This is a genomic window from Paraburkholderia sp. BR10882, assembly GCF_040948855.1.
Taxonomy (GTDB): domain Bacteria; phylum Pseudomonadota; class Gammaproteobacteria; order Burkholderiales; family Burkholderiaceae; genus Paraburkholderia; species Paraburkholderia nodosa_A.
Genome location: NZ_JBFPKP010000009.1, coordinates 150,729 through 174,223 on the forward strand (window position 1 = coordinate 150,729; position 23,495 = coordinate 174,223).

At 65.1% G+C, this 23,495-nt stretch carries 19 protein-coding genes; 11 read left to right on the plus strand and 8 right to left on the minus strand.

Going from position 1 to position 23,495, the window contains the following annotated elements; genetic code table 11:
* The first annotated feature begins 19 nt into the window (after positions 1–19).
* On the plus strand, positions 20–1,015 hold the full coding sequence (locus AB3X99_RS23215; RefSeq protein WP_368618263.1) for an ABC transporter ATP-binding protein: 996 nt from the start codon (positions 20–22) through the stop codon (positions 1,013–1,015).
* Positions 1,012–1,773, plus strand: coding sequence for an ABC transporter permease (locus tag AB3X99_RS23220; protein ID WP_042270119.1), 762 nt, complete (start codon positions 1,012–1,014; stop codon positions 1,771–1,773). Before AB3X99_RS23215 ends, AB3X99_RS23220 begins: the two co-directional genes overlap by 4 nt.
* A 34-nt stretch (positions 1,774–1,807) precedes the next feature.
* Here AB3X99_RS23220 and AB3X99_RS23225 read toward each other — a convergent pair whose 3' ends face one another.
* From AB3X99_RS23225 to AB3X99_RS23240, 4 genes are all read right to left on the minus strand, one after another.
* Positions 1,808–3,163 (minus strand): tryptophan leader peptide, encoded by a 1,356-nt coding sequence (locus AB3X99_RS23225; RefSeq protein ID WP_368618264.1) that lies wholly within the window; start codon positions 3,161–3,163, stop codon positions 1,808–1,810.
* Between the two features lie 101 nt (positions 3,164–3,264).
* Complete coding sequence (locus AB3X99_RS23230) at positions 3,265–4,032, minus strand: ParA family protein (protein ID WP_069263168.1); 768 nt, start codon at positions 4,030–4,032, stop codon at positions 3,265–3,267.
* 349 nt (positions 4,033–4,381) lie between these two features.
* Positions 4,382–4,906, minus strand: coding sequence for a nucleoside deaminase (locus AB3X99_RS23235; protein ID WP_368618265.1), 525 nt, complete (start codon positions 4,904–4,906; stop codon positions 4,382–4,384).
* A gap of 38 nt (positions 4,907–4,944) precedes the next feature.
* The gene (locus AB3X99_RS23240) at positions 4,945–6,057 is read right to left on the minus strand and encodes a BMP family ABC transporter substrate-binding protein (RefSeq protein WP_368618266.1); all 1,113 of its coding nucleotides are present in this window, start codon (positions 6,055–6,057) and stop codon (positions 4,945–4,947) included.
* 207 nt (positions 6,058–6,264) lie between these two features.
* On the opposite strand from AB3X99_RS23240, the gene AB3X99_RS23245 reads away from it, so the two are divergent.
* Complete coding sequence (locus AB3X99_RS23245) at positions 6,265–6,702, plus strand: cupin domain-containing protein (RefSeq protein WP_368602692.1); 438 nt, start codon at positions 6,265–6,267, stop codon at positions 6,700–6,702.
* Positions 6,703–6,721: 19 nt separating this feature from the next.
* Here AB3X99_RS23245 and AB3X99_RS23250 read toward each other — a convergent pair whose 3' ends face one another.
* Complete coding sequence (locus AB3X99_RS23250; protein WP_069263163.1) at positions 6,722–8,062, minus strand: polyhydroxyalkanoate depolymerase; 1,341 nt, start codon at positions 8,060–8,062, stop codon at positions 6,722–6,724.
* Positions 8,063–8,327: 265 nt separating this feature from the next.
* Here AB3X99_RS23250 and AB3X99_RS23255 point away from each other — a divergent pair, with 265 nt between their 5' ends.
* Both AB3X99_RS23255 and AB3X99_RS23260 read left to right on the plus strand, forming a co-directional pair.
* Positions 8,328–8,987 carry a glutathione S-transferase family protein gene (locus AB3X99_RS23255; protein WP_368618267.1) on the plus strand — a complete coding sequence of 220 codons (660 nt, stop codon included), beginning with the start codon at positions 8,328–8,330 and terminating at the stop codon, positions 8,985–8,987.
* Positions 8,988–9,120: 133 nt separating this feature from the next.
* Positions 9,121–10,593: a circularly permuted type 2 ATP-grasp protein gene (locus tag AB3X99_RS23260; protein WP_368618268.1), complete on the plus strand. Its 1,473-nt coding sequence runs from the start codon at positions 9,121–9,123 to the stop codon at positions 10,591–10,593.
* A gap of 37 nt (positions 10,594–10,630) precedes the next feature.
* On the opposite strand, the gene AB3X99_RS23265 is transcribed toward AB3X99_RS23260, so the two are convergent.
* Positions 10,631–11,704 (minus strand): putative zinc-binding metallopeptidase, encoded by a 1,074-nt coding sequence (locus AB3X99_RS23265; protein ID WP_368618269.1) that lies wholly within the window; start codon positions 11,702–11,704, stop codon positions 10,631–10,633.
* A 173-nt stretch (positions 11,705–11,877) separates the two neighbouring features.
* Between AB3X99_RS23265 and AB3X99_RS23270 the strand changes: the two genes are divergently transcribed.
* The 3 genes from AB3X99_RS23270 to AB3X99_RS23280 all read left to right on the plus strand — a co-directional run bounded on the left by AB3X99_RS23270 (position 11,878) and on the right by AB3X99_RS23280 (position 18,937).
* Complete coding sequence (locus AB3X99_RS23270; protein ID WP_368618270.1) at positions 11,878–15,327, plus strand: DUF2126 domain-containing protein; 3,450 nt, start codon at positions 11,878–11,880, stop codon at positions 15,325–15,327.
* Between the two features lie 77 nt (positions 15,328–15,404).
* On the plus strand, positions 15,405–18,038 hold the full coding sequence (locus AB3X99_RS23275) for a circularly permuted type 2 ATP-grasp protein (RefSeq protein ID WP_368618271.1): 2,634 nt from the start codon (positions 15,405–15,407) through the stop codon (positions 18,036–18,038).
* Complete coding sequence (locus AB3X99_RS23280; RefSeq protein ID WP_368618272.1) at positions 18,035–18,937, plus strand: transglutaminase N-terminal domain-containing protein; 903 nt, start codon at positions 18,035–18,037, stop codon at positions 18,935–18,937. Before AB3X99_RS23275 ends, AB3X99_RS23280 begins: the two co-directional genes overlap by 4 nt.
* Here AB3X99_RS23280 and AB3X99_RS23285 read toward each other — a convergent pair.
* Positions 18,924–19,673: a response regulator gene (locus tag AB3X99_RS23285; protein ID WP_368618273.1), complete on the minus strand. Its 750-nt coding sequence runs from the start codon at positions 19,671–19,673 to the stop codon at positions 18,924–18,926. The genes AB3X99_RS23280 and AB3X99_RS23285 overlap by 14 nt on opposite strands.
* A gap of 231 nt (positions 19,674–19,904) precedes the next feature.
* Between AB3X99_RS23285 and AB3X99_RS23290 the strand changes: the two genes are divergently transcribed.
* From AB3X99_RS23290 to AB3X99_RS23300, 3 genes are read left to right on the plus strand one after another with little or no spacing between them, the layout of a single operon-like run.
* Positions 19,905–21,359: an ATP-binding protein gene (locus AB3X99_RS23290; protein WP_368618274.1), complete on the plus strand. Its 1,455-nt coding sequence runs from the start codon at positions 19,905–19,907 to the stop codon at positions 21,357–21,359.
* Positions 21,352–22,071 carry a response regulator gene (locus tag AB3X99_RS23295; RefSeq protein WP_368618275.1) on the plus strand — a complete coding sequence of 240 codons (720 nt, stop codon included), beginning with the start codon at positions 21,352–21,354 and terminating at the stop codon, positions 22,069–22,071. The genes AB3X99_RS23290 and AB3X99_RS23295 overlap by 8 nt, the downstream gene beginning before the upstream one ends.
* A complete protein-coding gene (locus AB3X99_RS23300) occupies positions 22,072–22,200 on the plus strand; it encodes a DUF3562 domain-containing protein (protein WP_368618361.1) in 129 nt (42 codons plus the stop codon).
* 81 nt (positions 22,201–22,281) lie between these two features.
* Here the strand turns inward: AB3X99_RS23300 and pstS are convergent, their stop codons facing one another.
* Entirely contained in the window at positions 22,282–23,307 is a 1,026-nt protein-coding gene (gene pstS / locus AB3X99_RS23305; RefSeq protein ID WP_368618276.1) for a phosphate ABC transporter substrate-binding protein PstS, read from the minus strand.
* Between the last annotated feature and the right edge of the window lie 188 nt (positions 23,308–23,495).

The window sequence follows — 23,495 nt, forward strand, 5'->3', positions numbered from 1 at the left end:
TTCTGGTAATGTCACGCACATGCAAACGATCCTCTCCATCGAGAATCTCTCGAAAGTCTATGCATCGGGACTCCGGGCGCTCACGAACATCAATCTCGACATTGCACGGGGCGAAATCTTCGCGCTGCTGGGGCCGAATGGCGCCGGCAAGACGACGCTGATCAGCATCGTCTGCGGCATCGTCAATGCGAGCGAAGGCAGTGTGCGCGTGGCCGGTCACGATATCCTCGCCGACTACCGCGCCGCACGCTCGTTGATCGGCCTCGTGCCGCAGGAGTTGACGACCGACGCGTTCGAAACGGTCTGGGCCACCGTATCGTTCAGCCGCGGCCTGTTCGGCAAGCCGCCCAATCCCGCGTATGTCGAGCGCGTGCTGCGCGACCTCTCGCTGTGGGAGAAGCGGAACAACAAGATCATGACGCTCTCGGGCGGCATGAAGCGGCGCGTGCTGATCGCGAAGGCGCTCGCGCACGAGCCGCAAGTGCTGTTTCTGGACGAGCCGACGGCGGGTGTGGACGTCGAGCTGCGCCGCGACATGTGGGAACTCGTGCGCGGGCTCAAGGCGAATGGCGTAACGATCATCCTGACGACGCACTACATCGACGAGGCGGAGGAGATGGCCGACCGCATCGGCGTGATCAACGCTGGGAAGATCATGCTCGTCGAGCGCAAGGACGTGCTCATGCGCAAGCTCGGCCGCAAACAGCTGACGCTGCAGCTCGACGCCCCGCTGAGCGCGATTCCGGACGGCCTCGCTGCCTGGGGACTGGAGCTGGCCGACGGCGGCGCCGAACTCACCTACACCTACGACAGCGAAAACGAACGCAACGACATCATCACAACGCTGCTCAAGAACCTGAACGAGGCCGGCATCGGATTCACGGACCTGAAAACGAGCCAGAGTTCACTGGAGGACATCTTCGTGAGTCTCGTCCATAAGGACCCGGCGGCCGCTTCACGGCCCACGCCAGATTCGGTCGCAGAAGACGGCAAAGGACAGGTAACTTCCCGATGAACCATTACGCAATTCGCGCCATTTACCGGTTCGAAATGGCGCGCACGCGGCGCACGCTGATGCAGAGCATTGTCGCGCCGGTCATTTCGACTTCGCTCTACTTCATCGTATTCGGCTCTGCCATCGGTTCGCGCATCAAGGAAGTGAACGGTGTCAGCTACGGCGCGTTCATCGTGCCGGGCCTGATCATGCTGTCGCTGCTCTCGCAGAGCATCTCGAACGCGTCGTTCGGCATCTACTTCCCGCGCTTCACGGGCACGATCTACGAGCTGCTCTCGGCGCCCGTGTCCTACCTCGAAATCGTGGTCAGCTATGTCGGCGCGGCGGCGACCAAGTCGGTCGTGCTCGGGCTCATCATCCTCGCGACCGCGGCGCTCTTCGTGCCGATCCAGATCCAGCATCCCGTGTGGATGGCGCTGTTCCTGCTGCTCACCGCGGTCACGTTCAGCCTGCTCGGTTTCATCATCGGCATCTGGGCGGACAACTTCGAGAAACTGCAGATCGTCCCACTGTTGGTCATCACGCCGCTCACGTTCCTCGGCGGCGCCTTCTACTCGGTCGACATGCTGCCGACGGCGTGGAAGGTGATCACGCTCTTCAACCCGATCGTCTATCTCATCAGCGGTTTCCGCTGGAGCTTCTACGGGCTCGCGGACGTCGACGTCGGCGTGAGTCTCGGCATGACAGCCGCCTTTCTCGCGCTGTTCCTCGCGATCACCGCGTGGATCTTCAAGACGGGCTACCGGCTGAAAACCTGACGTTAGCGAATCGACCGGGTGCCCGCATCTAGCCTCAGGCCGGCACCTCTCCCGGCGCGCCGTCGAGCGGCCGTTCGTGCTGGCCGCTCAGCGGAGCGTCGAACGTGCCGTCCAGAATGCGCAGCTTGTCGGTCATATCGGGAAAGTTGTGACCTGCCGCGCGCAGCTCGTTCACGAGCCGATGCGCAACGGCCCGGCAGTGGGCCAACGTTTCGTGCAGACGTGGATCCGACTGCAGGCCGGTCACCGCCTTCTCCAACTCCGCGGGAGATTCGCTCAGCAAAGCGGGAACGACTTCGTCCGGCGGGATTAGCGAGCCGTGACTGAGCAATTGCGCGGTCCAGTCGCAGCCGTACAGCAGTGAGCGCCGTTCGGCCCTGCGCGCTTCGTCCTGCTCGAGCGTGGCGAGGCTGTGGCGATTCTTCTGAATCTCGGCGCGCCACGGCGCCAGAACGTCGGCACGCAGCGCCGCGATCGCTTCGCCGAGCGCCGCGTTCTGCCCACCCGCGACCAGGCGGCGCTCATCGAGCCTGTCCACCTCGTCCCGGTAGCTTTCGAGGTACGCGAGCCAGTTCAACGGCAGTTCCGGCTTTTCGAAGAATGCGCGGCGCACGTCATTGAGTTCGTTGCGAATATCCTGCAGCGCCAGGTTGTCGGCGAGACGCGCCTCGTGCACGTCGTGGGCCGTCACCATCTGCCGGTGCAGCGGAAAGAGCGGATTGCTGTAGCGCCGCTGCAGATGCCGCTCGGCCGCACCCGGCCGGGCGCTCCATTTCCAGTTGGGCAGCGTTTTCGCGTCGAATTCGACCGCCTGGATCATCGGGCGGAAAACGGACAGCGCTTCAGCGGTCGCGTGGCGAAAGCAGTCCGCCAGCTTGTAGTCGTTGCCTTGCAGGGAGGCGGACTCATCCCCGGCATAAGGCGAGTCGGGCCTGAGCCTCAACGTGCCGGTGGCCAGAAAGAATTCCATCGGCAATTCGACGCTCAGGCCTTCGAGCCTGAACGCGCGCTGCTCGGCGGAAACCGTCTCGACGGCATGCGCGAGGCGGTTTTCCTGATCGAGGAGCGCATCGATCGCGTCTCCCGACGACGGCTGCGCCGCGTCGGCGAGCAGGCAGAACGTTTCGCGCGCCATTCTCGCCGCGATGGTGCCGTGCTTCTCGGCAAAGAGCCAGAACCAGAGAGCGAGCTGATAGCCCTTGACCCCATTTTGGGCGATCGCTTCGACTTCGGGTGCGAATGCGATACCGGGCGCGGCCCAGTTCGCAAACGGCGGCGTGCCGACGCCCTGGTACATGCTCAGGAGTTGGCGTATCGATTGATGCGTATTGGTGGGCCAGTTGCGCGCCTCTTCCTGGCGCTTCTCTGCCTTCCAGAACCTCCAGTCCATTCTGAACCTCGCAAGAGAGCAAGAGTCTCGGTGCGACTCGCTGCGAGGGATACTTGCACACTCCGCCGAGGGCGTAAACCGGTGATGTCCGCGCTTGCCTTTCAAGCCCCGCTCAATTCCTGATGGAGCGCGACGAATTCGCGCGTGAGTTTGTGCGCCGGATCGAGGTGAACGACGGGCTTGGCCTGCTGATGCGATTCGCGAATCTTCACCGACGAAGACAGCCGCGACGACAGCACCGGCAACCCTTCATCGACGAGTTCGTCCACGAGTTTCTGCGGCAGGCTCGCGCGCGGCTGGAACTGGTTGATGACGATGCCTTCGACCGTGAGCGCCGCATTGTGGTCCTGCTGAATTTCTTTCACGTTCTCGAGCAGCGTATAGAGTGCGCGGCGCGAGAAGTCGTCGCAGTCGAATGGAATGAGGCAGCGCTCGACCGCGATCAGCGCGGAGCGCGTGTAGAAGTTCAGCGCAGGCGGCGTGTCGATGTAGATCGCATCGTACATGTCGAGTTCTTTGAGCGCGTCGCGCAGCTTGTAGATCTTGTAGCGCGACTCGAGCTTCCCATGCAGCGTGTCGAGATCGGGATGCGCGGGCATCACGTCGAGATTCTCGAAGGGTGACGAATGAATGAACGACGTGACCTCGACCGGCCGGAAGCTGAAGGTCAGCGCGGTTTCGAAGAAGTCGGCGACGTTGGGCTTCGCGTCGGCGCAAGCCGCGCCGAGCAGGTACTGGCTCGAATTTGACTGCGCGTCGAGGTCGATGACGAGCGTACGCCGACCCTCAATCGCGCTGATCGCAGCGAGATTACAAACGATCGTTGACTTGCCTACGCCACCCTTCTGGTTGAACACCACGCGCCGCATGTCTTCGCTCCCCTCTTTCTCTCTCATTCAATGAGATGGATGGGATGAGCATACCCGATGCGGCGGTGCAAAAAAGATTTTTGGTGGCGGTTTTCCCAGGCAAGCACAGTCACGCGGCTAATTACATAACCGCTTCATTTTCCAGAGCCTGGCTGGTTATAACCCGTACCGTCGCATGCGTAACTTGCGGTGGCTGGCAGCGCCAGCACTAGCGATAGAGCCAACAGGGCTGCAAAGATGCGCCGAGCTTTCATTTGCGTTTCTCCTGTTCAATTGGACGCCGGTAGGTTAAGGATAGGTCAGGTGACTTAAAGAGCAATTTCGCGTGATTACGACCAGAAATTCTGGCTCAAGCGTGTTCCCAAAACCTGCGCTGCACCTGCATCACTTCTTCCTCGACCTCGGCAACGGGCCCGATCAGGTCAACGCGCTTCTGGCAATGATCGAAAACATAGCGCGACGACACGCTCATCGTCGGATTCTCCGGGTGGTCGCCCGTGGCCTGCAGCAACCGCTTTTCCGTCATGCCGAACACCACGCGCCCGATGTTCGCCCAATAGGCCGTGCCCGCGCACATGCAGCACGGCTCGACCGTCGTATAGAGCGTGCAACTCCACAAGTACTGCGGCGTGAAGTTGAGCGCGGCGACGCGCGCGAGCACGGCTTCCGCATGATTGACGGTATCGACATTGCCCTGTTCGATGAGAACCGATTCCTGATCGGGTCCGACGAGAATGGCGCCAAACGGGTGATGGCCCAACTGCGTCGCGCGTTCCGCGACTACGCTTGCGTGCCGCAAATGGCGGACGATCTGTTCGCGCGTCGGCGCGAGCCCTTGCTCGGGGAATTCAGAAGCGTTCTGTTGTGGGGACATGGTCAAGCTCAAAGCTTGTCTCCTCCTTGCGGGCAATTTCATTTCGGCAACGCGCCGTCCACGCCCTGCACGAACCAGTTCAGCCGCAGCAACTCGGCGTCGGGCAGCGACGTGCCCGCTGCCACCTTGATCGCACCGCTCTGATCCTTGATCGGGCCGGCGAACGGATCGAATTTGCCGGCGATGATGTCGTCGCGCTTTTGCGCAAGCGCCTTTTGCGCGGCAGGCGAGACGGTTGCGGTGTTGATGTCGGCGAGGTCGATGGCTTTTTCCTTGAGGCCCCACCACGTCGGCGTGTTGCTCCACGTGCCGGCTTGCACCTGGTCGATCAGGTGAGAGTAATAGACGCCCCAGTAACTCACGCAAGCCCCCAACTGGGCATTCGGCCCGAACTTCTTCATGTCGGAGTCCCATCCGAACGCGTGCACTTTCTTCTGCTCTGCCGTCTGCATCGTCGCCGTCGAATCGGTGTTCTGGATCAGCACGTCCGCGCCCTGGCCGATCAACGTTTCGGCGGCCTGTTTCTCCTTACCCGGATCGAACCAGCTATTGATCCAGATGACCTTGACCTTCGCATTCGGATTGACCGAACGCGCGCCCATCGTGAAGGCGTTGATGTTGCGCACTACTTCGGGCACCGGCACCGAGGCGACGAAGCCGAGCGTATTCGTCTTCGTCGTATAGCCGCCAACGAGGCCGGCCAGATATGCGCTCTGGTACGTGCGCACGTCATAGGTCGCGAAGTTCGCGGCCTTCTTGTACCCCGTCGCATGCTCGAAGACGACGTCGGGATAATCCTTTGCGGTCTTCAGTTCGAAGTCCTGAAAGCCGAAACTCGAGCCTACGATAATCTTGTTGCCCTTGTTCGCGAGATCGCGAAACACGCGCTCCGAGTCGGCCGATTCGGGCACGTTCTCCACACGCGTGACCTTGATCTTGTCGCCGAACTTCGCTTCGATCGCCTTCACGCCCTGTTCATGCGCGTAGGTCCAGCCTGCGTCGCCGGGGTTGCCGAGGTAGACGAACGCGACGCCCATCGGGGCCGCTGCGGCGGCAGTGGGGCCGAACGCGACCCAGGCGCCGAGCGTGGCGAACAGCGCAGCCACGAGACGCAGTGAGCGCACTGACGTGCGAGCGAATCTTGTTGCCATGTGGTCTCCGGAACAGGGAATGGAAAGGTCAAATAGTGGTCAGTCAAAATCGAGGCCGAAATGTCGATTCATTATGTGATGGATAACGGAATCGATATAACGCTCCACGTGCCGTTGGCGCACGCTATCGCCAATGGCTTCACGATGGAACGCGTCGTGCTTGCCGAACCCGTTGCCCCTTCAACCGCTGCGCTCCGGAGACCTGCCATGCAAACCGCACTCGCTACTGACTTTTCGCACGTCAAGCCGCAGGACACTTCATTCACGGGCGGCGGGCTGCGCGACTTCTTTGTCTATCGCGACCTGGGCATCGCCAGGGCCACGCATGGCAAGGTGGTTGCGCAACTCGTCCGGGCAAATCTTGCGCCGGAACAGGGCACGGGCTGGCACCGGCATGAGGCAGAGTTTCATATCGTCATCATGCTCAAGGGCTGGGCGCGCTTCATGTACGGCGACAAGGAAACGCTCGTCGAAGCGGGCGACTGCGTGCATCAGGCGCCGGGCATCGCCCACTACCTCTTCGACTACTCGCCCGACATGGAGTACCTCGAAATCGTGAGCCCCGCCGACTTCAAGTCGATTGATGTGGAAGCGCCCTGCGCCGTGCCCGCGCCGACACCCTGGCAGGCGAGCCCCGCAATCTAGGGCACTCGACCTGGTTGGGCTACGTTGCGGCGGCGCGGCTGATTGCCGTTGCCGCATGCGCGTCGGCATCGAGCAGCGCGCGCAGGGTCACCCGATCGTCGCTCATCGCCTCCGGCGCCGCGACGCGCCGCGCGCGCGGCTCGTGGTCGTGAATGGTCGAACGCACCAGCGGATAGATCTGCGTGTCCCAGCGACGGCCGTTGAATACGCCGTAATGACCCACGCCCGTCTGCACATGATGCGTCTTCATATAGGGGCGCAGCCCCCGGCACAGGTCATGGGCGGCCACAGTCTGGCCAACCGCGCAGATATCGTCCTTCTCGCCTTCGATCGTGAGCAGCGCGGTGCGGCGGATCGCGTGCGGTTCCACGAGACGCTCGCCCACCTTGAGCTTGCCTAACGGCAGGGCGTATTCCTGAAACACCGAGCTGACCGTTTCCAGGTAGAACTCGGCCGTGAGATCGGACGTGGCGAAATACTCGCGATAGAACACGTTGAGCGCATCCGCTCTCGTGGGGTCGCCCTTCGCCCGCTCGTGGCGCATCTCCTCGAACGAAGCGAGATGGCGCTGGAGGTTCATCGACATGAACGCGCTGAGCTGCACGAAGCCCGGATATACACGCCGCTGCGCGCCCGGAAAACCGCCTGGCACCGCGCTGATGAGATTGCGCTCGAACCACTTGATCGGCTTGCTGTTGGCGAGTTCGTTGACCTTGGTGGGATTCACGCGGCAATCGATCGGTCCCGCCATCAGCGTCATGCTCGCGGGCTGCGCGGGATCGTTGTCGGCGGCCATCAGCGATACTGCCGCGAGCGCCGCGACCGTCGGCTGGCAGATCGCCACCAGATGCGCATCGGGGCCGACTCTCCGAATGAAGGACATGACGTGCTCGACGTATTCGTCAAAACCGAAACGCCCCGCCGACAAGGGCACGTCGCGCGGGTTGTGCCAGTCGGTGATATAGACGTCGTGGTCGGCGAGCATGGTGCGCACGGTCCCGCGCAGCAGCGTCGCGAAGTGCCCCGACATCGGCGCGACGAGCAGCACGCGCGGCTGTGGCGTGGCGACGTCCTTGCGAAAGTGCAGCAGCGAGGCGAACGGCGTGCGCTTGACGACGGCTTCCGTCACCGGCGTGCGCACGCCATCCACCTCCACCCCATCGATTTCGAACGGCGGCCGCGCGTGCGAGAGCCCGGCAAGCTCGATCTGCTCCCACCAGGCGTCGAGATAGCGCGCGTCGAATCCGCACGCGAGCGCAGGCCACGCCGCGAGCGCCGCGCGCGAGAACGACGCGCCGGCGCGCCCGAACCTCGTCAAGTCCGCGATCGTCTGGTAGGCAAGATAGGCGAGCAGGTTCATGGGCGCAGCTCTCGATTGTTTTGAACGCGAAGCGAAGCAGGCAATACGTATGCCAGAAGCGTTCATTGGCACAGTGCTTGCACCTGCACGGCCAGGCGCGCGGGCGCTTCGCACAAAGCGGCGGTTGCGCCTTCCTGCATGCTGCAATGTAGTGCGTCGAATCGGCGCGAGCGGTGCATGCAGGTGCGATGCGCGCATTCGGTGCATGCGGGTTCCTGCGCGTCGCACTGTTGGCCGCCATGTCCTCACCGTTCAGGAGCACTCGATGAGTCAGACGAATACGACCCTGACGATCAGCAGCCGGAACTATTCGTCGTGGTCCATGCGCGGCTGGCTGCTTGCCAGACTCGCCGGACTCGAATTCGACACGGTGACGGTGCCGCTCGACGACGCGGCCACGCGCGCCGAACTGCTGCTGCTCTCGCCTTCGATCCTCGTTCCCTGCCTGCGCCACGACGGCATCACGGTCTGGGACACGCTCGCGATTTGCGAGTACCTCAACGAGATCCAGCCGCAGGCGCAGCTGTTGCCCGCGGACCGCACGGCGCGCGCGCACTGCCGCTCGGTGTGCGGGGAAATGCATTCGGGCTTCAGCGCCCTGCGCTCCGCCCTGCCGATGAACCTGCGCGGCCACTTTCCGAACTTTCGCGTCTGGTCGCGTGCGCAGGACGACATCGCGCGCATCGTGACTATCTGGCGCGAATGCCTGCAGAAGTACGATGGCCCCTGGCTCTTCGGCGAGATCGGCGCGGCGGATGCGATGTATGCGCCCGTCGTCACGCGCCTGCTCACCTATGACGTGCCGATCGACCCCGACATCGGCGACTACTGCATGCGCGTGCTCAAGCAGCCGTACGTCGCCGAATGGATCGCGGCGGCCCAGTCGGAAACGGAGGACATCGACGAACTCGATATGGAGTTCTGAGCGTCGCCGCGCACCAACATCGAGCATGTCGTGCCGCGGGATTCGGCATGGAAGTTGCATTGCCCCTACGCAACCCGGCACGAACAAACACGAACAATCGCGCGCAAAAGAGCAGCGAACGGAAAAAACGCACATGAAGCCAACAGCCTTCAACGAGATGTTCGAGTACGGGGATTTCGACGTTCGCGGCCTTGCCGCCACGGCGTTTGCGCAGGTCGGCGAGCCGCGCGCCCACTACCGCGAATTCTTCGCCTGGATGCGCAGGCAGAGCGAGCAGCAGATGCTCAAGAAGCGCGCCGAAGCCGATGCCATCTTCCGGCGTGTGGGCATCACCTTCGCCGTTTATGGCGAAAAGGACATAACGGGTGCGGGCACCGAGCGCACGATTCCGTTCGACGTGATCCCGCGCATCTTCCAGCGCCAGGAGTGGAACACGCTCGAGCGCGGCCTGCACCAGCGCGTGAACGCGCTCAACCGCTTCATCCACGACATCTATCACGAGCAGGAGATCGTCAAGCGCGGCATCGTGCCAGCCGACCAGATCCTGCGCAACGCGCAGTACCGCCCCGAGATGCAGGGCGTGCACGTCGCGCACGACATCTATGCGCATATCGCGGGCATCGACATCGTGCGCGCCGGCGAGGGCGAGTTCTACGTGCTCGAGGACAACCTGCGCGTGCCCTCCGGCGTCTCGTACATGCTGGAAAACCGCAAGATGATGATGCGGCTCTTTCCCGATCTGTTCGTGCGCAATCGCGTGGCGCCCGTTGCGCACTACCCCGACCTGCTGCTCGACACGCTGCGCGCCGCCGCGCCGTCCGGCACCGACAATCCCACGGTCGTGCTGCTCACGCCCGGCATGTACAACTCGGCCTACTTCGAGCACGCGTTCCTCGCGCAGCAAATGGGCATCGAGCTCGTGGAAGGCCAGGACCTGTTCGTCGAGAACGATCACCTCTATATGCGCACCACGAAGGGCCCGCAGCGCGTGGACGTGATCTACCGGCGCGTGGACGACGACTTTCTCGATCCGCACGTTTTCCGGTCCGATTCGGCGCTCGGCGCGGCGGGCCTCATGAACGTCTACCGCAAGGGCAACGTGACGCTGTGCAACGCGGTGGGCACGGGCGTCGCCGACGACAAGTCGATCTACCCCTACGTGCCGGACATGGTGCGCTTCTATCTGGGCGAGGAGCCGCTGCTCAAGAACGTGCCCACGTGGATGTGCCGCAAGGCCGACGACCTGCGCTACGTGCTCGACCATCTGCCGGAACTGGTCGTGAAGGAAACGCACGGCGCGGGCGGCTACGGCATGCTGATCGGTCCCGCTGCCACGCGCGCCGAGATCGAGGCGTTTCGCGCGGCGCTCGTCGCAAACCCGGACAAGTACATCGCGCAGCCCACGCTCTCGCTTTCCACCTGCCCGACGTGGGTCGAAACGGGCGTCGCGCCGCGCCACATCGACCTGCGGCCGTTCGTGCTCTCGGGCAAGGAAGTGCGCATGGTGCCGGGCGGGCTCACGCGGGTCGCGCTGCGCGAGGGCTCGCTCGTGGTCAATTCCTCGCAGGGCGGCGGCACGAAGGACACCTGGGTGCTGGAGCGCTGAGCCGGCGCCTCAACGAACTCGCGCGGCGCGTGGACGTTCACGACCGCGAAGACGAAGCCGAGATCACGCGATGAACGAAGCGCAATTTGTCGATGACGGGCGAAGCCAGCGCGAACGGGTAGCCGTCGGGCATGCCGAGGCTGCGGTTCAGGCTGTTCAGCGCGTAGGTGAGCGGAAACCAGCGCGCCAGCAGGCTGTCGAAGCTCGCCTCGTCCACCGGCGTCTGGTCGACCAGCGTGGGCTCGTCGGGGCTTTCGGGCAGCAGCGCGAGGCCGCAGGCCGTGGCCGTATCGAGCGTATCGACGATATGCAGGTAATGCGCCCACGTCTCGGCCCAGTCCTCCCACGGATGCACCGACGCATAGGCGCTCACGTGGCGCTCGGCCCAGTCGGGCGCGGGGCCGTCGGCGTAGTGCGCGGCGAGCGCGGCGGCATAGTCGGCGCGCTCGTCGCCGAAGCGGCGGCGAAACGGTTCGAGCCAACGCCCCGTCGGCTCCTGCGCGATGAGACGATCGAAATAGTAGTGGCCGACCTCGTGGCGAAAATGCCCCAGCAAGGTGCGATACGGCTCGTGCAGCGAAATGCGCGTGCGCTCGCGATGCGCGTCGTCGGCCTCGGCGATGTTCATCGTGATGAGCCCGTGATCGTGGCCCGTCATGATGCGCTGGCCGTCGCCCGTCTCTTCGAGAAATTCGAATTGCAGGCCATGTTCCGGGTCTTCGGCGCGCGTGACGAGCGGCAGGCCGAGCGCCCCCAGCGTGTAGAGCAGGCGCCGCTTGGCCGTCTCGAGCCGATACCAGTAAAGACGGTTCTCGGGCCGCGAGAGGTCGGGAATCGTGCGCGTGAACTGGCAGGCGCGGCAAAGCGTGTCGTCGCAATCGGCCGAAATCATGCCGTTGCAGACCTTTTCGACTGCGTAGTTGTGGCACTGACGAAAGAGCGCACCGTTTGCCTGCGCACTCAGACTGCGCCAGCGCCCCCCGCCCGCATCCTCGAACGCGTGCATCTCCCCCGTCTGCGGCACATAGCCGAGGCGGGCCTCGCATCGCTCGCAGCGCTCGTTTTCGAAAAACACCAGCTGATTGCAGTGATCGCAGTGAAAAGTCTTCATTGCCGCATTCCCGTGATGGCCGCGCGTTCCGCTGTGCCTCGCGCAGCACGCCGCGTGCCTCGCACTCGCCGCGCCGCCGCTGTCACATCCTGCACTCGCGCCATGCGCATCATAGGCGCGCTGCGCCGTGCGCCTTTTCAGCCGTTCCATTCACGTCGATCGAGGAGTCGGGTGTGTCCATCCGTGTCGCGTTAAACCATGTCACGCAGTATCGCTATGACCGGCTCGTGCGCCTCGCGCCACACGTGGTGCGCCTGCGCCCCGCGCCGCACTGCCGCACGCCTATCCTTTCGTACTCGATGCGCGTGGAACCCGCCGGTCATTTCGTCAACTGGCAGCAGGACCCGTTCGCCAACTATCAGGCGCGGCTCGCGTTTCCCGAGCCGACACGCGAATTCCGCGTCACGATCGATCTCGTCGCGGAAATGGCGGTCTACAACCCGTTCGACTTCTTTCTCGAACCGAGCGCCGAGCGCTTTCCGTTCACGTACGCGCCCGAGCTGGCCGCGGAGCTGGCGCCGTATCTCGCGCACAGCGAGCCGACGCCGCGCTTCGCCGCGTTCGTCGAGACGATCGATCGCACGCCGCGCGTGACCATCGACTTCCTCGTCGATCTGAACCAGCGCCTGCAACGCGAGATCGGCTATCTGATCCGCATGGAGCCGGGTGTGCAGACGCCCGAGGAAACGCTGGAGAAAGGCTCCGGCTCCTGCCGCGACACGGGCTGGCTGCTCGTGCAGACGCTGCGTCAGCTCGGGCTCGCGGCGCGCTTCGTGTCGGGCTATCTGCTGCAACTCACGCCCGACGTCAAGGCGATCGACGGCCCGCGCGGCGCCGAGGCCGACTTCACCGACCTGCACGCCTGGTGCGAAGTCTATCTGCCGGGCGCGGGCTGGATAGGGCTCGATCCGACCTCGGGCCTGCTCGCGGGCGAAGGCCATATTCCGGTGGCGTGCACGCCGGAGCCCGGCAGCGCGGCGCCGATCTCCGGCGCGCTCGACGAATGCGAAGTCGAGTTTTCGCATTCGATGTCGATCTCGCGCGTGCTCGAAACGCCGCGTGTGACGAAGCCCTACACCGAAGCGCAATGGGCCGACATGCACGCCATGGGTGTCCAGGTGGACGCCGCGCTCGCCGGCCAGGACGTGCGCCTCACGATGGGCGGCGAGCCGACCTTCGTGGCGGCGGCCGACCGCGACGCGCCCGAATGGAACACCGATGCGCTCGGCCCGACCAAGCGCCGCTACGCCATCGCGCTGATGGACAAGCTGCGCGCGCACTATGGCGCGCTGGGCTTTCTGCATATCGGCCAGGGCAAGTGGTATCCGGGCGAGCAGTTGCCGCGCTGGGCGCTTTCGCTCTTCTGGCGCGCGGACGGCGAACCGTGCTGGCGCGATCCCGCGCTCTTCGCCGACGAGCGCTCGCCGACCCACCACACGGCCCAGGACGCCCAGCGCTTCATCGAACACCTCGCGGCGAAGCTCGCGGTCGATCCACAACATGTGCAGCCCGGCTACGAGGACACCTGGTATTACCTGTGGCGCGAGCGCCGGCTGCCCGTGAACGTCGATCCGTTCGACTCGCGCCTCGACGACGAGCTGGAACGCATGCGGCTGCGCCGCGTGTTCGACGCGGGCCTCGATACCGTCACCGGCTACGTGCTGCCGCTCGCGTGCGAGCGCGGCGAGCTGCCTGCGGCCCAACCCGCCCTGCAGGGCCCGCGCTGGGTGAGCGGCCCGTGGTTCTTCCGCGACGCGCGCATGTACCTCCTCCCCGGCGACTCGCCGATGGGCTACCGTCTGCCGCTCGATTCGCTGCCGTGGGTCGCAGAGGGCGACTACCCGTGGCAGCATTCCCGCGATCCGTTCGCCGCCCCGGCGCCGCTGCGCAGTGCCGCCGAGCTTCGCATGCAGTACGAGACAGGCTTCGATGCCAGCGCGCGATCGCGTCAGGTGGGGGGCACGGGAAGCGCGAACGGACCTGAAACAAACCGCTATCCGGAGCGCGGCGAATCCGCCGCCTGGATCCACCGCACCGCGCTGTGCGTCGAAGCACGCGACCCCGCGCGCGCCGCCGGGCCAAAAGCCGAAGCCGCCTCCTTTGGCCGCGCGCAAGGCCAGCTTCACGTGTTCATGCCGCCGCTCGCCGAACTCGACGATTACCTCGATCTGCTGGCCGCCGTCGAAACCACCGCCGCCGAGCTGGCGCTGCCCGTCGTGATCGAAGGCTATCCGCCGCCGCGCGACGCGCGCCTGAAGATGCTCCAGGTCACGCCCGACCCCGGCGTGATCGAGGTGAACATCCACCCGTCGTCGAACTGGGACGAACTGGTCGAGCGCACCGAATTCCTTTATCAGGCCGCGCACGAAACGCTGCTTTCCACCGAGAAGTTCATGCTCGACGGCCGGCACACCGGCACCGGCGGCGGCAATCACCTCGTGCTCGGCGGCGCCACGCCCGCCGACAGCCCGTTCCTGCGCCGCCCCGACCTGCTTGCGAGCCTCGTGGCCTACTGGCACAACCATCCCTCGCTGTCGTACCTGTTTTCGGGCCTCTTCATCGGGCCGACGAGCCAGGCGCCGCGCGTGGACGAAGCGCGCAACGATCAGGTCTACGAACTGGAAGTCGCGTTCGCCGAGATCCAGCGCCAGGTCGATCTGCTGCGCGGCTTCGGGAGCCCCTTCGACGATGGCCCGCGCGTGCCGCCCTGGCTCATCGACCGCACGCTGCGCAACATCCTCATCGACGTGACCGGCAACACGCATCGCGCCGAGTTCTGCATCGACAAGCTCTACTCGCCCGACGGCCCGACCGGCCGCCTCGGCCTGCTCGAGCTGCGCGGCTTCGAAATGCCGCCGCACGCGCGCATGAGCCTCGCACAGCAACTGCTGCTGCGCGCGCTCGTCGCGCGCTTCTGGAAGACGCCATACACGCAGCGCCTCACGCGCTGGGGCACCGAGCTGCACGACCGCTTCATGCTCTCGACCTTCGTGCAGATGGATTTCGACGACGTGCTCGCCGAAACGTCCGCAGCGGGATTCGCGCTCGATCCCGCCTGGTTCGCGCCGCACTTCGAATTCCGCTTCCCGCTGGTCGGCGAGCTGCAGACGAGCGGCATTGCGCTCTCGGTGCGCCATGCGCTCGAACCGTGGCACGTGATGGGCGAAGAAGGCGGAGCCGGCACGACGGTGCGCTATGTCGATTCGTCGGTCGAGCGGCTCGAAGTGCGGGTGCTCGGCATCAACGAGAGCCGCCACGTCGTGAGCGTGAACGGCCACGCGCTGCCGCTTCAGCCGACCGGACGCGTAAGCGAGAGCGTGGCGGGCGTGCGGTTTCGCGCGTGGCAACAGGCGGCGTCGCTGCATCCGACCATCGGCGTGCACGCGCCGCTCACGATCGATATCGTCGACACCTGGAGTGCGCGCGCGATCGGCGGATGCCAGTATCATGTTGCGCATCCGGGCGGCCGCAGTTATCAGACGTTTCCGGTCAACGCCTACGAGGCCGAGAGCCGGCGGCGCGCGCGCTTCTTCACGACCGGCCACACGCCGGGGCCCGTGGAAGTGGCGCCCCCCGAGCGCAGCCTCGAGTTTCCGTTCACACTGGATCTACGCTGCGGCTGATTGCGGCCGATAACCCGTCAAGCGCCCTAACCGAAGGCGTGCCTCGCGAGCGAGGCGCGCTGCCCCGACCCACGATCTTGCCGACCCAATCCACCCTGCCGTTCGATTCCTCCGCCAGCGACGACCCGGCGGGCGCGCCGCTGCGCACGCTGCCGGTGCGCGCCGGTCACTGGGACGAGCTGCAGACGGCGCAAGGCGAGCTGCGCGAGCCGTGGCGGCAGTTCTTCGGGCAGCTCGGCAAGCCGGGCGTGGCGGGTTTCGACGGCGCCGCGGCGTCGGTCGCGCGCCAGGTGCGAGAGAACGACATCACCTATAACGTCTATGCGGACGCGGGCGGCCCGCGCCCGTGGGCGCTCGACGTGCTGCCGTTCATCATCGACGAAGCCGAATGGGCGCAGATCGAGCGCGGCGCCGCGCAGCGCGCGCGCCTGCTCAACGAGATCGTCGCCGATATCTACGGGCCGCAAACGCTGCTCGCGCGCGGCCTGCTGCCGCCCGCGCTGGTGTTCGGCCACCCGGGCTATCTGCGTGCGGTGAAAGGCTTCGTGCCGGCCGACCGCCAGTACTTGCAGATCGTCGCGCTCGACCTCGCGCGCTCGCCCGAAGGTCAGTGGACCGTCGTCTCGCACCGCACGGAAGCGCCCTCGGGGCTCGGCTATCTGCTGGAAAACCGGCTCATCGTCTCGAGCCTCTTCGCCGAGCCGTTTCGCACCATGCGGGTGCATCGTCTCGCACCGTCCTATTCGCAGCTCATCGCCACGCTCGCGGCGGCCGCACGCGCGATCATGAGCGCCGACGAGCGCAGCGTGAGCGGCGCGTCCGCGCATATCGTGCTGCTCACGCCGGGGCCGTTCAGCGAGACTTACTTCGAGCACGTGTTCCTCGCGCGCTACCTCGGCCTCACGCTCGTCGAGGGCAAGGACCTCACGGTGCGCGACGACATGCTGTACCTGAAGACGCTGGACGGGCTGGAGCGCGTGCACGCCGTGCTGCGCCGCCTCGACGATACGTTTTGCGACCCGGTCGAGCTTCGCGCCGACTCGACCATTGGCGTACCGGGACTGCTACAGGTCATGCGCGCGGGCAACGTGATGGTCTCGAACGTGCCCGGCGCGGGCTTCGTCGAATCGCCCGCGCTGCACGGCTTCATGCCCGGCATCGCCCGGGCGCTGCTCGGCGAGGAGCTTGCGCTGCCCGGCATCGCGACCTGGTGGTGCGGCGAAGACGCGGCCTGGCGCGACGCGCTCGCGCAGGTGCCCGAGGCGCTGCTCGTGCCGACGTGGCCCGGCGCGGCGAACGGGTCGTCCGCGCCGCCCGGACTCGCCGCCGGCGTGCAAACGCTCGCCGACTGGCGCGAGCGCATCGAGCAGTTGCCCGACGCCTTCACGGTCCAGCAGCCGCTGCGCTACAGCTATACGCCGCGCTACGAGACCGGCGCGGGCATGCTCGGCGCGCGGCCCGCCGGGCTGCGCGTCTACGCGATTGCCGATCAGGAATACGGCTGGCGCGTGCTGCCTGGCGGCTTCACGCGCCTCGCGGCCGAACATCAGGAATCCGTGTCGATGCAGATGGGCGGCAGCAGCGTGGATACCTGGGTGCTGTCGAGCCAGCCCGGATCGACCTTCACGCTCCTGCCGAGCCCCATCAAGCCCGGCGAGTTGCGCCGCGAGCGCCGCCGCGTGCCGAGCCGTTCGGCGGAGAACCTGTTCTGGGCCGGGCGTTACGGCGAGCGCGCCGAAAACGGCGTGCGCCTGTGCCGGCTGATTCTCGGCTCGCTCGAAGGCAGCGACGCCGAAGAGTTGTTCGGCACCTTCGTCGAACTGGCCGCCGCCAACGGACTCGTGCCCGCCACAGTCAGCGAAGCCCGGCGCAGCCTCGACGACTTCGAGCGCTCACTCGTGGCCAATCTGCACGAAAATGCCGGCGCAACGGGCATCGGCCGCACGCTCGCGAGCCAGGCGTATGCGTGCGGTGAGATTCGCGGCCGGCTGTCGAACGATCACTGGCGTACCGTGCTTGCCTCGCGCAACGACTTCCGCGATGCGCTTCAGGCGCTTTCACTCGTGCCTGCGGCCGCGCGTCAGGGAGCGGCGATCGAATTCCGGCGTCCCACGCCGTACGACCGCATGGCGCTGATGGGCGCGCTCGATGCGCTCGCAACACAGTTGAGCGCCATCAGCGGCTGCCAGGGCGACCGCATGACCCGCGACGAAGCCTGGCGCCTGCTGTTCGCGGGGCGCCATATCGAGCGCGTGGCCGCGTTGGCCACCATGCTTCGCATCGCCGCGCACGAACGCACGCTCGCCACGCCCGCGGGCTTCGACGTGCTGCTGCAACTGTTCGACAGCACGCTCACGTATCGCTCGCTGTATCCGGGGCGACTCGAAGTGCCGGCCCTGCTCGACGTGATCGTGACCGACCCGACCAATCCGCGCGGCCTCTACGGCGTCTACGCGCGGCTGCGCGCGCGACTCGACGAAATCGCCCAGGCGGCGCGCGGCCCGAAGCGCGAGCCGTTCGCCTCGCAGCTCGCGCCCATCGAGGCACTGCCGACGCTGGAGGCGCTCTGCGAGCCCGGCGAAGACGGCCGCTACCCCGCGCTCACCGCACTGTGCGACAGTCTCGCCGAGCGTATGGCCGCGATGTCGAACGAGATCAGCGCGCGCTGGTTCAGCCACGCCGTGCCGCTCGCCGCGCAGGTCTGGTCATGAACGGCACCCGCCTCGCGGTCACGCACCGCACGACCTACCGCTATTCGACGCTCGTCGAGACCGCCCAGCATCTCGCGACCATCCGCCCGCTCGACCTTCCCTGGCAGCGCGTGCTCGCGCACCGCGAGCGTATCGAACCCGCACCGTCGTATCAGACGAGCCGCCGCGACGCCTTCGGCAACGAGGTGCTCTACTTCTCGTTCGACGCGCCGCACGACTATCTGCAGATGACGAGCGAAACGAGCGTGCTGCTCTCGCCGCGCTACGCGACGCTCGACGCAGACGGCACGCCGGCCTGGGAAGACGTCGCGCACATGCTGCGTTACACGGCGGGGGAAGCCTTCCATGCGGAGTCCGAATTTTGTTTCGCCTCGCCGAATATCGCGTTGCTGCCGGAATTGCGCGCCTACGCGCTGGAGAGTTTTGGGCCCGACGCCCCGGTTCTGGCCGGCGCGATCGACCTGATGCATCGCATCCACGCCGATTTCGCGTACCGCCCCTCGGCAACGTCGTTCGACACGCCCGCCGCGCGCGCCTTCGAACTGCGCCATGGCGTGTGTCAGGATTTCGCCCAGGTGATGATCGGCTGCTTGCGCTCGATCGGGCTAGCCGTGCGCTACGTGAGCGGCTATCTGCGCAATGACCCGCCTGAAGGCGCCCAACCGATGATCGGCGCGGACGCCTCGCATGCGTGGGTGTCGCTCTACGTGCCTTCGGTGCCGTCTGCGCCCTCTGCCGGCTGGATCGACCTCGATCCGACCAATGACGTGCTCGCCGACCAGGGCCACGTCACGCTCGCCATCGGCCGCGATTACACCGACGTGTCGCTCCTGCGCGGCGTCATCCTCGGCGGGGGCGCGCATCAGGTGGATGTCGCGGTCAATGTCAGCGCGGATTGACTGCCGCGCTTACGCTGGCAGCGAGGTCCAGATCGGCAAGCGCGTCGTCAGGGCAAAAAACATAACCATCCCTGTAACGCGTTTGAATATATTGGCGGCCGCAAGGCGACAGGCCAAGCAGCTTGCGCAGACGAAAGACGACAACGTCGACGCTGCGCGCGTGAAGCGACGAATTGCGATCGATCATGCTCACGATGCGCTCGCGCGAAAGCGGCCGCAGGCGGTTCGCAGCGAACACCGCGAGCACGGCGAGCACCAGCGGCGGGGCAGGAATCTTGAGGCCGTCCCTGAACAGTTGATTATCGATGGCGTCGAGTTCGAATCCGTCGAAGACGTACTTCGTCTCCCTGCGCGGCGACGCGGGGTAATCGATCTTGCAACGCAATGCATGGTGCAGGCGTGCGAGCAGTTCGCGCGGGTCGAACGGATCGACCATGTAGTCGTTGGCGCCGAATTCGAAGGCGAGCACCTTGTCGGCCACGTCGGCGGACTGGCTCACGATGATGGCGGGCGTCAGCCATCCGCGTTCACGCAGCGTGCGCAGCGCTGCAATGCCGTCGATCTTGAGCGCATCGTGCCGCAGAATGATGAGCGAGGGCGTTTCTCGCGCGAGACGCTGCTCCAGCCGCTCGACACCATACAGCACCGACACCGCGATCTGCTGACGCTGCAAATAAGTACGCAGGTCGTCCCGATACGCCTGATCGGGCTCGACAAGCAGCACGTGAATGTCCATCGACCTGTCCCTTCCTCTGAGATGCGCGTCTTCCATTCCGATCCCGCGCACGAACGCAGGGATGCGCTTCGATCTGCAGCGGATCATACGGAACAACGGTGCAGGAAAAAGAAGGGAAATCTGGAGAAAGTGTGGATTCGGACGGGCCACGTACACCTTACGGTACGCTTCGGGCGAAAATAGTGCCGAATAAATTCGCACTCGCCTTTATTGCTCCCTGCTGAACCCGTCATGAAAGTCAGCGTCACCTCCAAGCTCTTCCTCGCGATTCTTTCGGCCTGCGTGCTCGCCGCCGTGGCCATGGGCGTCGCGATCCGGACGAGTTTCGAATTCGGTTTCGTGGATTTTCTGCAGGAACAAAGTGCAAGCGAACTGGCGGCGCTCCAGCAGGAACTCGAAGCCTCATACGCCCAGCATGGCAATTGGGATTTCGCTCGTGAGACCGCGCCAGACCGGCCTCCATTCGACGGCGGGCCGCCGCCAGGCGCGCCGCCGGACGACGGCCGCCCGCCCGATGCGCCGGGCGGCTTCCACGGCAACGACGGCAACGGTGGCCCCTTCGGCCCCGGCGCTACCGGGCACTCGCGGCCGTTTCGCCCGCCTTACACGCTTTACGACGCGAACATGAAACTCGTCACGAGCGCGGGCCCGCCCCCGCCGCCCGACGCCGTGCGCCATCCGCTGCGCGTCGAGGGTCAAACGGTCGGCTGGATCGCGGTGGGGGGACCCACCTCGCTCATCAATCAGGCGGAGCAGCGCTTCAAGGACCGCCAGCTGCAGGCGACGTGGATCATCGTGGGCTTTACGGCGTTGCTCTCCGCCGCCATGTCGATCATCCTCGCGCGCACGCTGCTCACACCAATCAAGCGGATCGTCACGGCCACGCATCGCCTCGCGGGCGGCGACTACGCTACGCGCGTGCCGGCCAAAGGCAGCGATGAGTTGCAGATGCTCGCGAGCGATTTCAACCGGCTTGCGGCGTCGCTCGAAAAAGCCGAAAGCGACCGGCGCGACTTTATCGCCGACATTTCGCATGAGTTGCGTACGCCCCTCTCGGTGCTGCGCGGCGAACTCGAGGCGATCGAGGACGGCGTGCGCCGGCCCGACGCGGCGACCATCACTTCTCTGCAGTCCGAAGTAGCGATGCTCAGCCAGTTGATCGACGATCTCTATGAACTTTCGCTGGCCGACATCGGCCAGCTTTCGTTCGAAACAGTGCCGCTCGACCTCGTACCCATCGTGGAGGCCGCATGCGACGTATTTCGCGAGCGCCTCGCCGCCAAGGACATCACGCTGGAATTCGATCCCGACGACGCTCACGCCACGCTCTCGGGCGATCCTTATCGCCTCACGCAGCTGTGGAAAAACCTGCTGGAAAACGCGCTGCGCTACACCAACGCCGGCGGCCGCGTGAGGCTCTCGGTCACGTCGAACGACAACGACATCCATGTCGACGTTCAAGATTCGTTTCCGCCAGTTCCTGCTCCGCTACTGCCGCATCTGTTCGACCGGTTTTTCCGCGTCGATCCATCGCGCAGCCGTCAAAGCGGCGGCGCGGGTCTCGGGCTCGCATTGTGCAAGCACATCGTGGAGCAACACGGCGGCACGATCGAGGCATCGCGCTCGCCGCTCGGCGGGCTGCGGATCCTGGTCCAACTTCCTCGCCTGCACACGCATCATGATTGATCCGACCATGCGGCCGTCCATCCTCATCGTCGAAGACGAGCCGAAGCTCGCGGCCCTGCTCGCCGACTATCTCGCGAAAGAGGATTTCGCCACGACGATCCTGGCGGACGGCCGCGAGGTCGTGCCGTACGTGCGCGAACACCAACCGTCGATGGTGCTGCTCGACCTGATGCTGCCCGGGCGCAGCGGCCTCGACGTGTGCCGCGAACTGCGCACGTTCTCCGCCATTCCCGTGATGATCATCACGGCGCGCGTGGACGAAATCGACCGTTTGCTCGGGCTCGAACTGGGTGCCGACGACTACGTGTGCAAGCCGTTCAGTCCGCGTGAAGTCGTCGCGCGCGTCAAGGCGATCCTGCGCCGGGCCGAACTGCTTGCGCGGGCGCACCAGGAAGCGGAAGGCAGCGTGGCCTCGCCGTTTTCGATCGATGTCGCGCAACACGCCGCGCGCCTGGATGGTCGGGATCTGCACCTCACACCCATCGAATTTCGTTTGCTCGCGTTGCTGCATTCGGGCCCGGGCCGCATTTACGCGCGCGACTTTCTTCTGCGTGCGCTATACGACGATCACCGCGTCGTGGCCGACCGCACGATCGATTCGCACGTCAAGAACCTGCGGCGCAAACTCCAGTCGATCCGGCCCGAGCAGGACATGATCCGCTCGATTTACGGTGTGGGTTATCGCCTGGAGATCGCGCCTGCCGGCGAATGAATTCGACAGCCTGTACCCGAAACCTGGGCGGCATTCAGCGACGGCGCGCGCATCATGGATTACCTGAGCGTGCTGGTCGCGCGGCGCGTGCGCGAAAATCTTCGGAGTTCGCGCAGCGACGCACACTAGGCTCGTGAAGCCCCGAACGCTCTGAGTGGCAGGAGAGGCAAGCGCGCGCAATGCATGCGCGCACCTGGATTGCGTTTCCGATCAAGGTACGATCGGCTTGCCGCTCGCGTCCTTGACCTTCTCCTTCCACTGCGACTTGATTTCGCTGACGACCGACTCGGGCAGCGAGATGTAGTCGAGGCTATCGGCGGCGGACGAGCCGTTCTTGAAAGCCCAGTCGAAGAACTTGAGCGTTTCCTTGCCCTGCTCCGGCTTGTCCTGTGCAGTGTGCAGCAGCACGAAGGTCGCGCCGACCACCGGCCATGCGTCCTTGCCCGGCTCGTTCGTGAGGATCTGGTAGAACGACTTCTTCCAGTCCGCGCCAGCGGCCGCTGCCTTGAACGTTTCGGTACTCGGCTGAACGACCGTGCCCGCTTCGTTCTTCATCGCGGCGTAGACCATGTGGTTCTGCTTGGCGTACGCCCATTCGACGTAGCCGATCGCGCCCGGCAGACGCTGCACGAAAGCGGCCACCCCGTCGTTGCCCTTACCGCCCGTACCCGTCGGCCAGTTCACGGTCGTGCCTTCGCCGACCTTGCTCTTCCAGTCGGGGCTGACCTTCGAGAGGTAGTTCGTCCAGATGAAGCTGGTGCCCGAACCGTCGGCGCGGCGCACCACGGCGATGTCGAGATCAGGCAGCTTGACCTTCGGGTTCAGGGCAACGATGGCCGGGTCGTTCCACTTCTTGATCTTGCCGAGGTAGATGTCGCCGAGTACCGGGCCCGACAGGGTGATCTCGCCCGGCTTTACGCCCGGCACATTGATCGCCGGCACGACGCCCCCGACCACCGTCGGGAACTGGAACAGGCCGTCCTTCGCCAACTGGTCATCCTTCAGCGGAGCGTCCGAGCCCGCGAAGTCGACAGTCTTGGCCTGAATCTGCTTGATGCCGCCCGACGAGCCAATGCCCTGGTAATTCACCTTGCCGCCGCCCGACTTCTGATAGGCGTCCGCCCATTTCGTGTAGATCGGCGCAGCGAAGGTGCTGCCGGCGCCCGTGATATCCGCAGCCTGGGCGATGCCCGAGCCCAGCGCGAGAATGACAATCGCAAAGAGACTGACTCTCATCCCGTACTCCTTAAAATCGTTATTGATGCGCTGGACGTTACGTTCGCAATGTGACGATTGGGTGACGCTGGAATCGATCGCAAAAGAGAGCTTATGGATGCCGGCGTCACCATTCAGAAGACGTGTTAGCAAGGACTCACTGAACAGGTTCGAAGGTGGATCGTGGCACATATGGAATGTCGCAATAA